The organism is Actinoplanes sp. NBC_00393 (assembly GCF_036053395.1).
Taxonomy (GTDB): domain Bacteria; phylum Actinomycetota; class Actinomycetes; order Mycobacteriales; family Micromonosporaceae; genus Actinoplanes.
This window is the reverse complement of the sequence record NZ_CP107942.1, coordinates 5,865,203-5,880,570: the sequence shown is the minus strand read 5'-3', so window position 1 is coordinate 5,880,570 and position 15,368 is coordinate 5,865,203. Positions and strand designations below refer to the sequence as shown.

Below are 15,368 nucleotides of genomic sequence, written 5' to 3'. Positions count from 1 at the left end.
GGCAGGCTGAACAGCCAGATGATCAGGCTCGAGGCGATCTGTTGGAGGACCTGCTCGACGAAGGTGTGATCGAGGTTCATGACTTGATCGTCGGCGGGTGATATGGGAAGACGTCTGAACGTTAGCGACCTGCCAGGCGCGCGCGGACCTGAGCAGCCTGCGGCGCTCCCAGCGTTTCGTACGCCTCCAGCGCGAGGGCCCATTGCCGCCGTGCCTCGTACCCGTCGCCGGCCGCGGCGGCCAGCTCGCCGAGATGGTGTTGTGCCCGGGCCCGCTCGAAGATGCTGCCCGAGCTTCGTGCCGCCCCGACGGCCTGGTTGAACGCCTCGACGGCGTGGTCGGCGTCGCCGATGCGCTGGTAGATCTCGCCCAGCGCGTTGAACGTCATCGCGGCGTCCATGCGCAGACCGATGCGCTCGAACTCGTCGAGCGACGCCAGCAGGTCGGCGGTCGCCTCGCGGGTGTTGCCCAGTTCGGCCTCGACCAGGCCGATCCCGCGCAGCGTGATGGCGGCGTTCCGGTCGGAGCCCGAGCGCTGGTAGAAGTCGTAGACCGGCCGCATCTCGTCCAGGAAGGTCCGGTAGTCCCGGTTCTCGTAGTGCAGCCAGGCCAGATTGGCTCGGGCGGTGGCCTCACCGTGCTCGTCGCCTACCTCACCGAACAGCTCGCGGGCCTGTTCGTAACGGTCAGCGGCTTGCTGCGGTTCGTGCTGTTCCAGGTATGCCAGGCCGAGGTTGTTGACGATCATCGCCTCGGCCCGCCGGTCCCCGCAGCGGCGGGTGGCCTCGAGCGCCGCTTCGTGGGTGGCGGTCCACGGCTGCCAGCGTTTGGCGAGGTAGTAGTAGCCGCGAAGGGTGTACGCGAGTTGCCAGCACAACTCGTCCCATCCTGAGTCGGCCGCTTGCAGGCACATCTGCGCCAGGTTGCCGTTCTCCGTCGTGAGCCACTGCAGGGCGGCGTCGTAGTCCGGCAGGGGTGGGATGTCCGCTTGCCGGTCGAGCAGTTCCAGGCGTACCCGGTAGCGGTGTGGGGTGATCAAGCGATCAGCGGCGTCGGCCGTACGCAGGAAGTAGTCGGCGAGGCGGTGCAATGCCGCCGCCCTCTCAGCCTCCGGGACCGTCGCGGAACCGTGCTGCCGGGCGAAGACCGCAACCAGATCGTGGAAGTGGAAACGGCCCGGGCTGTGATCGGCCACGAGGTGGCGCTCGGACAACTGCCGCAGGTGCCGCCGGGCCTCGGCTTCCGAGATGTCGACCAGCGCGGCCACCGAGTGTGCGTCGAAGGAACCGCTGATGTGCAGGCCCAGCAGCATGAACGTGCGAGCGAGCGGGTCGGGCAGGTCGTTGAGCGAGACGCGGAAGGACGCGGTGACGCTGCGGTCGTCGTCCTCGAGCTCGCCGAGTCGATCGGATTCCACCGAGAGTGCCGTCTCCAATGCGGTCAGTGAATAGTCCTGGCTCGCACGGTAGCGGGCGGCCGCGATCCTGATCGCGAGCGGTAGACGCCCGCACAGGTCGACGATCCGGCGCAGCACATCGTCGCCGGACTCGTCGGGCGGCGACTCGGCGTGCGCCACAGCGCGGAAGAGGTCCATCGCATCCCGTGGCTCGAGTACGTCGAGGGGCTGGACGAGCGCGTCATCCAGGGCGCTCAGGCGGCGGCGACTGGTGACGATCGCCGCGCACCCGCCCGGCCGCGGCAGGACCGGACGTACCTGCGCGGCGTCGTGGACGTTGTCGAGGACGAACAGCAACCGCCGGCCGTCGATCAGGTCGTGGTAGAACGCGGCCAGCTCGTCGAGGTCGACGGGGATCAGCGCGGCGTCGACGCGTAGGCGGCGCACGAGCCGCTCCAGCGTCTCGGCCGCGGTCAGCGGATCTCGCCGGTTCGTGTATCCATGCAGGTCGAGGAAGATCACTCCGTCGGGGAAGGCGTCGGACAGCGCGTGGGCAGCACGTACGGCCAGCGCGGTCTTTCCCGAGCCGCCCATGCCGAAGAGGGCGCAGACCGATGCCGGTGAGGGCGTGCCCATCGCGTCGAGGATCCGGCTCAGCTCCTGCTCGCGGTCGGTGAAGTGCCGGTCGGGTCGTGGCAGACCGGAGATCGGCCGGTCACCGGTCGCCACCGACGTGGCAGGGGCGCGCACCGCGACGGCGGCGCCGGTGCTTCGCAACGCGCGCTGGTGGGCGGCCTGCAACTGCTCGCCGGGTTCGAGCCCCTGTTCCTCGGCCAGCCGCCGATGCGCCCGCCGATAGATCTGCCCGGCGTCGTCCCGCCTGCCCAGCGCGGTCAGCGCGTCGATGAGCAGCGCTGCCGTGCCCTCCCGTAACGGTCCGGACGTGACGTCGTCGCTCAGCAGTTGGACCACCTCGTCGGCATGGCCCAGTTGTGCCTCGATCGTGGCGAGCATCTCGACCGCGACGAGGCGCTGCTCGATCAGGTCACGGCGCAGCGGCAGGAGCCGGTCGCCGACGTCGGACAGCGGGTCACCGCGCCACAGCTCCAGCGCCTCGCGCAGCAGCATGGCGGCCTGCTGGGGCTCGTGCCGCTCGCGTTCGGCGCGGGCCTGCGCCACCAGGCGCCGGAACCGGTGCCAGTCGACCTTGTCGGGGTCCACGAGCAGCCGGTAGCGGGGGCGGCGGCTCTCCAGTTCGGCGTCGAGCTGCGCGCGTTTCAGGACCTTCCGCAGGCCGGAGACGTAGTGGTAGGCGCTGTCGCGGGTGGCGCCGCCGGGCGAGCCCCACACCGACGAGATGATCTCCTCGATTCCGGCGCCGGCCTCTGCGCGTACCAGGAGCAGGGCCAGGACCGCTCGGGCCGTCGCGCCGCCGACGTCGATCGGTCCCGCATCGGTGAGTACTCGTACCGGTCCCAGAACGGTGAAACGAACCGATGCGTCGACCATGCACCATCTGTACCGTACGGATCACAGGTTGTGAACTTTCAGATCCACTTCAGAATTGGCCGAGATCGATTCTCTGGCCCCGGGCCGACAGTCGAGTCGTTGAATTCGACCGCGACAGGAGGCCGACATGTGCGCCGAGCCGATGCCAGACACCTCAACAGTCCGCCGAGTGCTGGTCAAGCTCGGCGCCGCAGGTGTGGAGATCGCTGTCCGTGGCGCGCCGGCTGACGTGGAGGCCCTGATCGAACGGCTCCGGCCGTGCCTGCGACCGGGAAACGCCAATGGGTGCTTCTCCCCGCTGACCACGCGGGAGGCGATGGTGGCGACCCTGGTCGGCCGGGGCCTGACCAACCAGCAGATCGCTCATCGGTTGCGAATCTCGCCGCACACGGTCAACTTTCATCTGCGACAGATCTTCCGAAAACTGGAGATACCATCCAGAGTGCACCTCGCCACGCTTGCCTGCGGCGGCCACGAAAGGGTCAACGGTGACCGACGGGACTGACGTCTTCCTGTGCTACTCGTGGGTGGACAAGCGGCGGGCCGACGAGCTTTACGACGCGCTGACCGAGGCGGGGCTCACCGTCTTCCAGGACGAGCCCGGGTTGCAGGACTACGACCACATCTCCGAGGGCGTCGACGCCGCGCTTCGCTCCGCGCGAGTTGTGGTCGTCCTTTACACACCGTCGCTGCCGGCCAGTGAGTACTGCCGTCAGGAGATGCATTTCGCTCTGCTGCGCTCGTACCGCCTGCACCGCAGCCGCGCCCGGGTGCTCGCGGTGATCCAGGGCATGGACATCGCGGACGTGCGACCCGAGCGGTTGCACCACTGGCGGCTTCCGCGGACCGACTCGGACCCGCGCACCATCGCCGCGCAGATCGCCGAGTATGTCGCCCGCCTGGGTGACGTGGACTCCCGCCGGCTCGGCGACGCACCCGATCCGATGCCCGCGCCCTGGCGCACCGGCCCTCGGCGTGACCCGCACGAGCTCTACGGCCGGGAGTTCGAGCTGTGGCGCATCCACGATGCGCTGTTCCCCGAGGACGATGCCACCATCGGGGGACAGGTCGCCGCGGTGACCGGTCCCGGCGGCGAGGGCAAGACGATGCTGGCCGAGCAGTACGCCCGGTTGTTCGCCGACGACTTCCCGGGCGGCGTGCTCGGTCCCGGGCAGGCCGTTCCCGCGCCGGGCCTGCCGTACCTGTGGCTGGTGGACGACGTGCCCGATGGCATCGACCTGCCTGCCTTCAAGGCATTGCTCGCCCCGACGCCGGAAGGCCGGACGCTGGTGACGGCCCGGCACGACCTCCAGGGCTGGGTGCATCCGCGCAAGCACATCCGGATCGGCGGGCTCGGCCGCTCCGCGGCGCTTGCCGCGCTCACCTGCCGCTGGCCGGCAGGCTCCGGCGAGCGAGTTGCGCGACGCCTCCAGCGGCTGGCCGAAGACCGCCGCGAGTACGGCGCCGCGCGCGATGTGGTCGACGCGCTGGGCAGACACGCCCTGGCCTTGCGCCTGGCCGCTGGTCTGGCCGGCGCGCCGGGCTTCACCGGCTTTCGCGAGCTGGCGACCGCGGTGCGTGACCCCGACCGGGATGCGCTCGCCATGGCCGAGCAGCTGCGCCCCCGGCTGTCCACCGATCACATCGGCAGCGTCGCCGCCACGGTGACCCTCGCCGTCCGCGAGCTGCCCGAAGCGGGCTGCGACCTGCTGTTGGTGACGAGCGTGCTTGGATCGGCTCCCGTCCCGGCAGCGCTGATCGCCGACATCCTGGCCGACGCCGGCGGACTCGATCATGTCGCCACGGGTCTGGCCGAGGCCACCGCACGTCATCTGGCCGAGGAGCTGCCTGACGGATCGTTGCTGATCCATCCGATGATTCTCCGCGCGGTGCGAACACTGCATCACGACGATCCGCACCGCCAGGCTCTGCGGCTGGCCGCGGTGGACACGATCGGCGCGTGGCTCGACGCCAGCTGGGAACGGCAGCGTCCGATCGGTGAGCCCGCCGTTCTGTTGCCGCACGTCGCCGCTGTCGCCGCCGGAATGCACGACATCGACGAATGGCACCTGCTCAACGAGGCCGGACGGGTCCACATGAAACTCGGTGACAGCCGTGCCGCGCTCGACGTCTTCGACCGCTTGCACGAGGTCTGCCGGGCGGGACTGGGCGAGAACGACCCGGTCACGCTTGCTGTGCGGCTGGGATTGGGTACGGCGTACGGGCTCCACGGTGATCATGCGAAGGCGCTGAGCCTTCTTGAAGGCGTCCACAAGGCACTGGCCGAGCGGCTCGGAGCCGATGATCCCGACGCGCTCACGGCGCTCAACAACATCGCGGTCGTCCACACGTCGGCCGGTGACCACGAGGTGGCCCGTGACCTGTACCGGCAGGTTCACACGGCGCGCGAGCGCAGGTACGGGCCGGGGCATCCCGACACGCTGGACGCGCTGCACAACCTGGCGATCGCGACCGGCCGCGTCGGTGACCAGCAGAAGGCGCTGGGGCTAAAGAAGGACGTGTACGACGCGGTGCGGTCCGTGCACGGCGACGACCACGAACGCACTCTCGACGCGTACGAGAGCCTGGCCGTGACCATGCTGGAGCTGTCCGACCGCGACGGCGCCCGGCGCATCTTCCGGCAGGTGTACGAACAGCACCGGGCCGCACCGGTGGCCCGTGCCGCGACCGCGGCCGCAGCGGAGAACTCGGCCGCAGCCGAGGACGACCCGGACCTAGTCCTGCGTCTGCTGGCCGAGGCGTACCGGATCCGGGTCGACGTCCAAGGCCCGGCGCACCCACGCACCCGCCGTTCGCTGCGTTCCTTACTGATCGGACGCGTGCGGGGGCTCGACGAGGCTCCACTCGGGGCCGTCGAGCCGACCGCGGATTTGCCCGGCGGTGTGCTGCCGGAGGACATCCGCCTCGATGCCGACGACATGGACGAGCGGATCGAACTTTTCGGCCTCGCGAGCACCTACTACGACAGACAGCTCAAGCGATCCGGTTCGGACTCGACGGACACCGCGCTGGCGCTCTGTTATCTGGCGCACGCGACGGCCGCGCTCGACCAGATGGATCTTCAGTTCGACCAGGCGTGGGTTCTCATCGACAACGCCGCCGAAGGGCTGGAGGACGACCACGGACCAGATCATCCGGACACCGTGGCCGCCGACCGGATCCGGCGGTGGATCGCATCACTCGGCGGTGAACCGGCATGACGAGCCCTCAGATCTTCCTCTCGTTCGCCGGACCGGACCGGACGACCGCCCACCGCCTCCGCGAGGAACTCCAACGACGAGGGCTGCGGGTGTGGCTGGACGAGACCCTGCCGGTCGGACGCGGGATCACTGCGGGCATCGAGGACGCGCTGAACGCGTCGACGATCATGCTGATCCTCTACTCGGCCGCGTTCCCGCTCCGGTCCGCGTGCCAGTTCGAGCTGACCGCCGCCTATCTGGCGGGCGAGCGCGAAGGCGATCCGCTGCGGCGGATCATGGTGATCAACCCCGAGACGTACGAGCACCACCTGCAGCCGATCCAGCTGGCTGACGCCAAATTCGTCCCCATGCCGCGTGACGTCCAAGCCATGACGGCTCTGGCACAGGCCCTCACCTCGGCTGCCGCGTCGGTGGACGGCACGTTCGGTGAGGTGAGCTTCACCGAGCGCCCGCCGTGGTACCCGGACGGGACAGCCGGGGTACAGGCCTTCGTCGGCCGGTATCGCGAGCAGTGGGATCTGCACAGCCAGCTGCGCCGGGTCGACGTCCCGTTGATCACCGCGGTCACCGGCGGGCCGGTCGTCGCGCTCACCGGCCTGGCCGGCAGCGGCAAGTCGACGCTCGCCTCGGCGTATGCGTGGCACTTCGGCGCGGCGTACCCGGGCGGCGTGTTCCGCACCGCGCTGTCCGGCACGACCGCCGGCGATGTCCTGGCCAGGTACGGCGACGAGGTCCGGAAGATTGCCGAAGCACTGACCCTGCCGAGCGCCGGCGCCAGCCGTGCAGAGCTGACGGCTGCCGTGGCGGACCACCTGTCCACCGCGGGAAAGCCGGCCCTGTGGATCATCGATGACGTGCCGCACGGGCTCGACCGCGGCATCCTCGCCCAGCTTCTGCCGCCGGCCGGCACTGTCGTGCGTACGATCATGATCAGCCGGCGGGACGTCTTCGACGGTGTCGCGCCGGTGGTCGAGCTCGGTGCGATGTCGCTCGAGGACTCGGTCGCAATGCTGCGTTCGCACCGTGAACCCGACGATGGTGAGGACGACCTGGCAGCCGAGCGGGTCGCGCGACGCCTGGGCGGTCATCCCTTCAGCCTCGGGCTCGCCGCCGCGCGGCTGGCGGATCGGCAGGGCCTGCGTTCCTACGCCGACCACCTCGACCGGATCGACAGCGATCCGGCCGCGCTCGATCCCGCGATCGATCTCGTCGGTGAGGCACTTGCGGAACTGAGCGACGGAGCCCGGCTCATCCTGCATGTCGCCGCGCTGCTCGCTCCAGCTCCCGTGCCGGCCGTGGTCCTGGCCCAGATCGCGGGCGAGGCGCGGCTGGGCGGCGATCCGGCCGACGACCTGACCGAACTGCGCAGGCTCCAGCTCGCCACCCGGACCGGCGATCAGTGGCAGGTCCACTCCATCGTGCTCGACGCGGTCCGGCGGCTACCGCCTGTCGACGACCTTGCCGATGCGGCCGCCGACGTGCTGCTGGCCGAGGACCCGAAGACGCCGGTGACACCCCACCTGGCCGCCCTGGCCGACCATGACCTGCTCGACGCCGGTCGCTCCTCCCGGCTGCGACGCAAGGTCGTCGAGCAATACCGCCGGCACGGCGAGCCGGTCGCGGCGGCCGCGCAGTGGGACCGGCTCCTGGCGGCCGGCGACGCCGCGCCGGATGACCTGCTCGCCGCCGCCACCGCACACCTGGAGGCCGGCCACTACGAGCGAGGCGTCGATATCGCCCGGCAGGCAGCCAACCCGGACGCCGCGTGGCTGGTGGCCCATGGTCTCGACGCGCTCGGCCGGTTCGGCGAGGCCGACCCCTGGTGGTCGCGGGTCGATGCGTCACCGGCCGTCTCGACGGAGGGTGCGATCGCGTACGTCCGCAGCCGCCGCCTTCGCGGCGACATGAAGCAGGCCCGGGTACGGGTCGACGAGCTCATCGCCCGGCTGACCGACTCCGACGGGCGCGAGGCCGCCCGACTTGAGCTGGCCGTCATCCAGCTCTCCACCAACCAGCAGCAGGAGGCCCGCCGCACCGCCGAGGCCGTGGTCGAGAACTATGCGAGGCGAGGGCTCCCCGAACACACCAACGCGATCGCCGCGCAGGCCGTGCTCGCGCAGGCCTGGCTCACCCTGCACCTGTTTGAGCTGAACCCCGACCGGCACCAGTGGGAGGCCGCAGCACACAACCTGTGGGAGACCCGCGAGAGCCTACGCCGGTCGCACGGCCCGCTGAACGCCCGCACGCTGGTCACGGACGTGGAGTACGGGTTCGCGCTCCTGTGCCTCGGCCGCCCGAAAGACGTGCGAACACACCTCGGCGAGACGATGGCGGCGCTGAATCGCCGATTTCCGGCCGGGCACCACTTGATCTCGCGGGCGACGTTCCTGCTCGCCCAGGCTGAGGCGCAACTGCGCAAATTTGACCATGCTTTGGAGCTCTACCAGCAGGCGTACGACGGACTGCGGCAATCGCTGGGACCCAGGCACCCGGAGACGCTGGCCGCCCAGTACGGCCTTGGCGTGGCGCTGATCCTGACAACCTCGCGCAGCCGGGGCATCGGGTTGATCTGGGAGGTGTTGCGGGCTGCGCCGTCGGTGGTCGGGCTCAAGACCGACATGTTCGGTCAGAGCCTGGTTGGGATGCTCCTGCTGCCCTTGTTGCCGCGCTGGGTGCTGCGTCTGCTCAGCCGGATCGGATCCACGGCGGACCAGGATGGTCCGCACAGATCGTGAAACCGCGTGAGTCACGGGAGCTGGATCAGCCGGCGTGGCGTTCGATTTGTTCGGCGATCTGCCGGGCGAAGCCTTCCGCCATCTCGAGCTGTTGACGCAACGCCTGCACCCGGGTGTCGGCGGCATCATGAAACATCGCGAGCCGCTCCTGCAGCGCCTTCCGCTCCTCGCCAGTGACAGCCGGATCACCGAGCGCATCCAAAATGGCGAGCAGGTCACGCATCTCGTCCAGGGTGAAGCCCAACGGCTTCATCCGCTTGATGACGCGCAGCCGGTCCAGATCAGGCTCCGTGTAGAGCCGGAACCCGCCCTCGCTGCGCGCTGAGGGCAGGACCAGGCCGGCGTCTTCGTAGTGGCGCAGCGTACGGATGCTCAAGCCCACCCGTTCGGCGGCCTCGCCGATCTGCATGCGTCCTGCCGTCATCGGGTCAGTGTCTCAGTGGCCGGCGTTGAGCTGCCCGGCGAGGGTTTCGTGCATGCGGGCGCTGGCGTCGTTCAATCCGGTGAACTCGACCGTTTTGCCGCGCTGGACATATTTGGTGTTGATCGCGTCGAGGGCTGCCACCGAAGAGGCGTCCCAGACGTGCGCATTGCTGAGGTCGACCACCACATGCTCCGGGTCGCTCTCGTAATCGAACTGGTAGACCAAGTCGTTGCTCGATGCGAAGAAGAGCTCACCGCGTACGAAATAGGTGTTGTTGATTTTCTCCACCGAGGTGAAATGGGCAACCCGGCGGGCGAAGATGACCATGGCGGCGAGTACGCCGAGGATCACGCCTACGGCCAAGTTGTGCGTGGCGAGGGTGCCGGCGACGGTGGTCAGCATGACGATGATCTCGCCCCAGGGCATCCGCTTGAGGGTGGCCGGGGCGATGCTGTGCCAGTCGAACGTCGAGACCGACACGATGATCATGACGGCGACCAGGGCGGCCATCGGGATCAGCGCGACGACGTCGCCGAGCGCAACGACCAGGACCAGCAAAAACGTGCCGGCCAGGAACGTGGACAGCCGGGTGCGGGCGCCGGACGCCTTCACGTTGATCATCGTCTGGCCGATCATGGCGCAGCCGCCCATGCCGCCGAAGAAGCCGGTCACGATGTTCGCGACGCCTTGACCCCACGACTCGCGCGTCTTGTTGGAATGCGTGTCGGTGATGTCGTCGACCAGCTTGGCGGTCATCAGCGACTCCATCAGCCCGACCAGGGCGATGCCGAGCGCATACGGCGCGATGGTCTGCAGAGTGTCAATCGTGAACGGGATGTCGGGGATGCCGAAGGTGGGCAGGCTGTCCGGCAGAGTGCCCTCGTCACCGACCGTAGGCACAGTGACGTGGACGAGCACGGTGAACGCGGTCAGCAGCACGATCGCCACCAGCGGCGCCGGCACCGCAGTGGTCACCCTGGGCAGCCACACCATGATCGCTAACGCGACGACAACCAGGGGATAGACCAGCCACGGTACGCCGAGCAGGTGGGGAACCTGCGCCGTGAAGATCAGGATGGCCAGCGCGTTGACGAATCCGACCATCACGCTGCGTGGAATGAATCGCATCAGCTTCGCGACCCCGAGCAGGGCCAGCACGATCTGCAGCAGACCGCCGAGGATGACCGCAGCGATCAGGTAGTCCAGACCGTGCGACTTCACCAGCGGCGCCACGACCAGGGCGATCGCGCCGGTGGCGGCGCTGATCATGGCGGGTCGGCCGCCGGTGAACGCGATGGTGACGGCCATCGTGAACGAGGCGAACAGGCCGACGCGAGGGTCGACCCCGGCCAGGATCGAGAAGGAGATCGCCTCCGGGATCAGCGCCAACGCCACGACCAGGCCGGCGAGGACCTCAGTGCGCAACACCTTCGGGGACGTCAACCATGGCGGGCGGGAAATCTGCGAAGACATGAGCTCGTTTCCATTCGGGCGCACTTGCGGGCGCGGTCAAAGCGGCCGGCGCCCCGACGACCCTACTCTCTCGTCAGAGGAGAGTTATCGTCGCCCGGCGCGGCGTTGCCGCGGCCGTTTCTGTTACTCGAAATCGCGGCTTGACCGGTTGATGATGCTCACTGTGCGATTCTTCGGTTTCGCGTTGATCTCCCTCACGCCGCTTTCTAGCCTGATGGGCGTTCGAGGGGGGATGCGATGCCCGTGGGGATTCGTCTGCGCAGACCGGTGGAGTTCGGGGGGACTCATGGTGTGGGCGTCGCTGTGCCGGAGCCGTCAGGCGTCCGGATGGGCCGGTGGCGGCCGGCCCATCCGGCCCGGTGAGCCCACCAGGCGGACACGGGGAAGGCGGCGAGACCGTAATCCTGGCCATCGCCGGCGAGATCGACATGGAGACGGTGGGCCATCTGACCGCTGTCCTGTACGACGCCATAGCCACCCCCGGCGTAGCCGAGATCGTCGCGGACTTCTCCGGGGTCACCTTCTGTGACGCCGTCGGCATCCAGGGCCTGTACGACGCCTACGCCCAGGCACGGTCCGGCGGCATCCGGCTCAGACTGTCCAACCTGCAGCGGCCGGTGCGCCGGGTGCTGGAGATAACCGGGATGCTGGACACGCTGACCTGACCTCCTGGCCGGATAACTTCCACGGCTCGGCCGGAAAGCCGAAAATGCGATGTGAGCCGCGGCTGAAGGTGGGTATCGGGCGGGCAGGACAGGGGGTGCGGCCATGGCCGGCACAAGCGATGAATCGGCCCGCGCTGGGCGTACGCGCCGGGCTGCCGAAGCCCGTCAGCGTGCTGAGCTGGCCCGGCAGCGTGCTGCCGAGGCCGCGGCCCGGCTGGCGGAGCTACGGCGCGACGAGGGGGACCTGGTCGATCCGGATGCGAAACCGAGGGGTTCGACCGTCGAGCAGAGTGAACGCGCGGTGGAACTGGCCGGGGAAGCCAAGCGGCTGGCGCTGAAGGCTGCCGAGAGTGCCGCCGCGGCCGCGCGAGCCAGCGCCGAGATGCACGATTCGGCGGCACAGCTGGAGAACCACTCGGTGGAACTCGGTCTGGGGGACGTGGCCGAGCATCGCCGGCGGGCCGGTCAGCATCGGGAGCGGGCTGAGTCCGACCGTTCCGAGGCGCTCGTGGACGAGCGCCTGAGGGAGCAACTGCGGGAGTGGCCGGAACCGTCGTAACGACGGGGCGGCGGCGTATCGACGATCTCTGTACGATGTGCGGCGCCCGATGTCTGCGTACGGGGAGGAAGTCTGATGTCGGTTCGCCTACGCCGTCCTGGCGTGTGGCTGGGCGCGGTTGCCGGGATGCTCGCCGCGATCGCCGTTCCGGCCGTCGCTGTCGCTGCGCCGCAGCTGACGGTTCAGTTCCCGAACGTGACGCTGCTGCCGGGCGGCGCGGCCGAGACGCAGTGGAACCGGGTGGAGAACAACGACACCGGCGTCGAGTTCACCCTGCACGACGTCAAGATCACGATCGACGCGACGAAGGTCGCCGGCGTGGCCACTCCGAAACTGCTCACCCCGGCCGGCTGCACCACGGCCGGCGCCGTCTACACCTGCATCCACGAGACGCTGCCGACGCCGGAGGACTACTCGGCGCTCCGGCTGCCGCAGATCAGCTACACGCCGGTCGGTGCGGTCGGCGCTGAGGGCACGGTGACGCTGACGCTGACCAGCCGCGAGACGGGCACGGTCAACAGGACCGCGACCGTGGCCGTCGCCGAGGCGGTGGCACTCGCGGCGGAGGGCGAGCAGTACGTGCGGGGAGCGCAGGGCGAGCCGGGCGACACGGTCAGCCTGCACCTGGACGGCGTGCGCAACATCGGCGAGAAGGCGATCACCGGGGTCGACCTGTCGTTCCCGACCGGTCCGAAGCTCGACATGGCGAAGCGCTACAGCAACTGCGAATACGGCACCACCGCCGCTTACTGCCACTTCGACACGGAACTGCAGCCGGGTACGGCGTACGCCCTCGCCGAGGACATGACCGCGCGGCTGGCGGCCGACCTGCCCGCTCCCGGCAACCTCGCGCGGCGTTTCATGTGGCTGACGCCGGCCGACAACCGGGACAACGTGGACCGGGTGCGCGCGGAGAACCCGAAGCGCGGCACCGACGGCCCGCTGACGCTGGTGGCCAAGCCGGCGGCGAAGAGCCTGCCGCAGACCGACACCGGCGGTAAGCGAAGCTGGCAGGACGTTCTCATCGCGGTGCGGGGCCAGCACAAGGCCCAACTCGCTGCGATCGGCGCCGAAGCCGACGGCGCGGTCGGCAGCACGGTTCAGGTCGAGGTCGGCATCGAAAATCTCGGCCCGGCCTCGGTCTACGACGTCGACAAGATCGACGAGAATGTGACGGCCAGCGGCTACATGCCGGAAGGCACCACGATCGTGGAGGCGGCGGACGGCTGCCGGTTCGACGCCAAGAACAAGCGCTACTACATCTGTGCCTTCACCGGCGACCTGTTCCGCGCCGAAGCGTCGGCGACCTGGCCGTTCACCGTGCGCATCGACCGGGCCGGCACGCTCACCGGCCAGGTGGTCGCGTCGACGAAGAAGATCGAGCCGACTCTCGAGGACGACACCGCCGACATCGTCATCAACGCCACGGCGGGTGGCACCGGTGGCACCGGCGGTGGGGGCACGCTGCCGATCACCGGCGCCCCGATCGGGATGGTCGCCGGGGCAGGTGTCCTGCTGCTGGTGGGCGGCGCGGCCGCGTACCTCATCGGTCGCCGTCGCCGCGCTGACTTCACTGCCTGATCTCCGCTGAACAGCCCCGTCCGGCGCCGCCGGACGGGGCTGATGCACGCCGGAGGCCAGGTGGTCTGAGCGCCTCCGTATCCTGGGGGTATGGCTGAAGACCTGCCGGAGACCGATGCGGGCTTCGCCGCCCTGGAACTGCGTCCCGAACTACTGACCGCGCTCAGCGAACTGGGCTACGAAGAGCCGACGCCGATTCAGCGCGAGGCGATCCCGCCGTTGATCGCCGGCAAGGACCTCGTCGGCCAGGCGGCGACCGGCACCGGCAAGACCGCGGCGTTCGCGTTGCCGCTGCTGCAAGGCCTGGTGGCCGGCGGGCAGGACGGCCCCGACGCACTGGTGCTGGTGCCGACCCGGGAGCTCGCCGAGCAGGTGTCGCAGGCAGTCCACCGCTACGGCCGCAGCCTGGGCGTGCGTGTCCTCCCGGTCTACGGCGGTCAGCCGATCAGCCGCCAGCTGCAGGTGCTGCGCCGCGGCGTGGACATCGTCGTCGGCACGCCGGGCCGCGTCCTCGACCACATCGAGCGCGGCACGCTGCAGCTCGGCGAGATCCGTGCCGTCGTGCTCGACGAGGCCGACGAGATGCTGGACATGGGCTTCGCCGAGGACATCGAGGCGATCCTCGCGGAGACTCCCGACACCCGGCAGACGGTGCTGTTCTCGGCGACCATGCCGCCGCGCATCGACGCGATCGCCCGCCGGCACCTGCGCGAACCGTTGCGGATCCGGATGGCCCGCGAGGCCACGCCGGCCGACAGCCTGCCCCGGGTACGGCAGAGCGCGTACCTGGTCGCCCGGGCGCACAAGACCGCCGCGCTCGGCCGGGTGCTGGACGTCGAGGCGCCGCAGGCGGCGATCGTGTTCTGCCGCACCCGCGAGGAAGTCGACGAGATCACTCAGAGCCTCAACGGCCGCGGCTACCGCGCCGAGGCCCTGCACGGCGGACTGAGCCAGGACCAGCGCGACCGGGTGATGGGCCGGCTGCGCGGCGGGGCCACGGAGTTGCTGGTCGCCACCGACGTCGCCGCCCGCGGCCTGGACGTCGACCTGCTCACCCACGTCATCAACTACAACGTGCCGTCGGCGCCCGAGGCGTACGTGCACCGCATCGGCCGCGTCGGCCGGGCCGGCCGCGAGGGCGCCGCGATCACCCTGGCCGAGCCGCGTGAGCAGCGGATGCTCAAGGCCATCGAGCGGCTCACCGGGCAGCGGATCATCGCGGAGAAGCTGCCGACGGTCACGGATCTGCGGGTCCGGCGCATGGAGCTGCTCCGTACGACGGTGCACGAAGCTCTCGAGGCCGATGACCTGGACCGGTTCGGCCCGATTCTGGAGGCGCTGACCGAGGACGCGGACGTCGAGTCGGTCGCGCTGGCCGCGCTCAAGCTGCTGCACGAGGCGAACGGCGGCGACGTCGACGAGCCGGAGATCCCGTCGGTGGCGCCGCTGCGCGAGCGGGAGACCCGCAAGCCGGGCGCTGATCGGTACGACAACGACCGGCCGATCCGTCAGAAGCGCAACCGGTCGGCCGACAACGACACGACCCGGGTGTTCGTCGGCCTCGGCCGCCGCGCCGGTCTCCGCCCGCAGGACCTCGTCGGCGCGATCACCGGCGAGGCCGGCCTGCCCGCCCGCGACGTCGGCGCTATCCAGATCACCGACCGGTTCGCCCTGGTCGAGGTGCCGGAGGCAGCCGCCGACCGGGTGATCCGCTCGCTGCAGCACAGCACCATCCGCGGCCGGCGCCCCACGGTGCGCCGCGAACGCTTCGACCGATAGTCGTCGCCAGGCCGGGCTGCGCAGGT

9 protein-coding genes and 1 pseudogene are annotated in these 15,368 nt (G+C 69.8%); 7 read left to right on the top strand and 3 right to left on the bottom strand.

Going from position 1 to position 15,368, the window contains the following annotated elements; genetic code table 11:
* Positions 1–121: 121 nt before the first annotated feature.
* Positions 122–2,905 carry an AfsR/SARP family transcriptional regulator gene (locus OHA21_RS27345; RefSeq protein WP_328459536.1) on the bottom strand — a complete coding sequence of 928 codons (2,784 nt, stop codon included), beginning with the start codon at positions 2,903–2,905 and terminating at the stop codon, positions 122–124.
* Positions 2,906–3,203: 298 nt separating this feature from the next.
* On the opposite strand from OHA21_RS27345, the pseudogene OHA21_RS52800 reads away from it, so the two are divergent.
* From OHA21_RS52800 to OHA21_RS27330, 3 genes and pseudogenes are all read left to right on the top strand, one after another.
* A pseudogene (locus OHA21_RS52800) lies at positions 3,204–3,410 on the top strand (response regulator transcription factor); the annotation flags it as partial.
* Positions 3,394–6,126 carry a tetratricopeptide repeat protein gene (locus OHA21_RS27335; protein WP_328459532.1) on the top strand — a complete coding sequence of 911 codons (2,733 nt, stop codon included), beginning with the start codon at positions 3,394–3,396 and terminating at the stop codon, positions 6,124–6,126. The pseudogene OHA21_RS52800 and the gene OHA21_RS27335, both read left to right, overlap by 17 nt.
* A complete protein-coding gene (locus OHA21_RS27330) occupies positions 6,123–8,861 on the top strand; it encodes a tetratricopeptide repeat protein (protein WP_328459530.1) in 2,739 nt (912 codons plus the stop codon). The genes OHA21_RS27335 and OHA21_RS27330 overlap by 4 nt, the downstream gene beginning before the upstream one ends.
* Before the next feature lie 25 nt (positions 8,862–8,886).
* On the opposite strand, the gene OHA21_RS27325 is transcribed toward OHA21_RS27330, so the two are convergent.
* A complete protein-coding gene (locus tag OHA21_RS27325; RefSeq protein ID WP_328459528.1) occupies positions 8,887–9,285 on the bottom strand; it encodes a MerR family transcriptional regulator in 399 nt (132 codons plus the stop codon).
* Positions 9,286–9,297: 12 nt separating this feature from the next.
* Positions 9,298–10,758 (bottom strand): SulP family inorganic anion transporter, encoded by a 1,461-nt coding sequence (locus tag OHA21_RS27320; RefSeq protein ID WP_328459526.1) that lies wholly within the window; start codon positions 10,756–10,758, stop codon positions 9,298–9,300.
* A gap of 335 nt (positions 10,759–11,093) precedes the next feature.
* Between OHA21_RS27320 and OHA21_RS27315 the strand changes: the two genes are divergently transcribed.
* The 4 genes from OHA21_RS27315 (at position 11,094) to OHA21_RS27300 (ending at position 15,342) form a co-directional block, all read left to right on the top strand.
* Complete coding sequence (locus tag OHA21_RS27315) at positions 11,094–11,423, top strand: STAS domain-containing protein (RefSeq protein ID WP_328459524.1); 330 nt, start codon at positions 11,094–11,096, stop codon at positions 11,421–11,423.
* Positions 11,424–11,526: 103 nt separating this feature from the next.
* Positions 11,527–11,982 carry a hypothetical protein gene (locus OHA21_RS27310; protein ID WP_328459522.1) on the top strand — a complete coding sequence of 152 codons (456 nt, stop codon included), beginning with the start codon at positions 11,527–11,529 and terminating at the stop codon, positions 11,980–11,982.
* 75 nt (positions 11,983–12,057) lie between these two features.
* Entirely contained in the window at positions 12,058–13,563 is a 1,506-nt protein-coding gene (locus tag OHA21_RS27305; RefSeq protein WP_328459520.1) for a hypothetical protein, read from the top strand.
* 90 nt (positions 13,564–13,653) lie between these two features.
* Positions 13,654–15,342 (top strand): DEAD/DEAH box helicase, encoded by a 1,689-nt coding sequence (locus OHA21_RS27300; RefSeq protein WP_328459518.1) that lies wholly within the window; start codon positions 13,654–13,656, stop codon positions 15,340–15,342.
* The last annotated feature ends 26 nt before the right edge of the window (positions 15,343–15,368 follow it).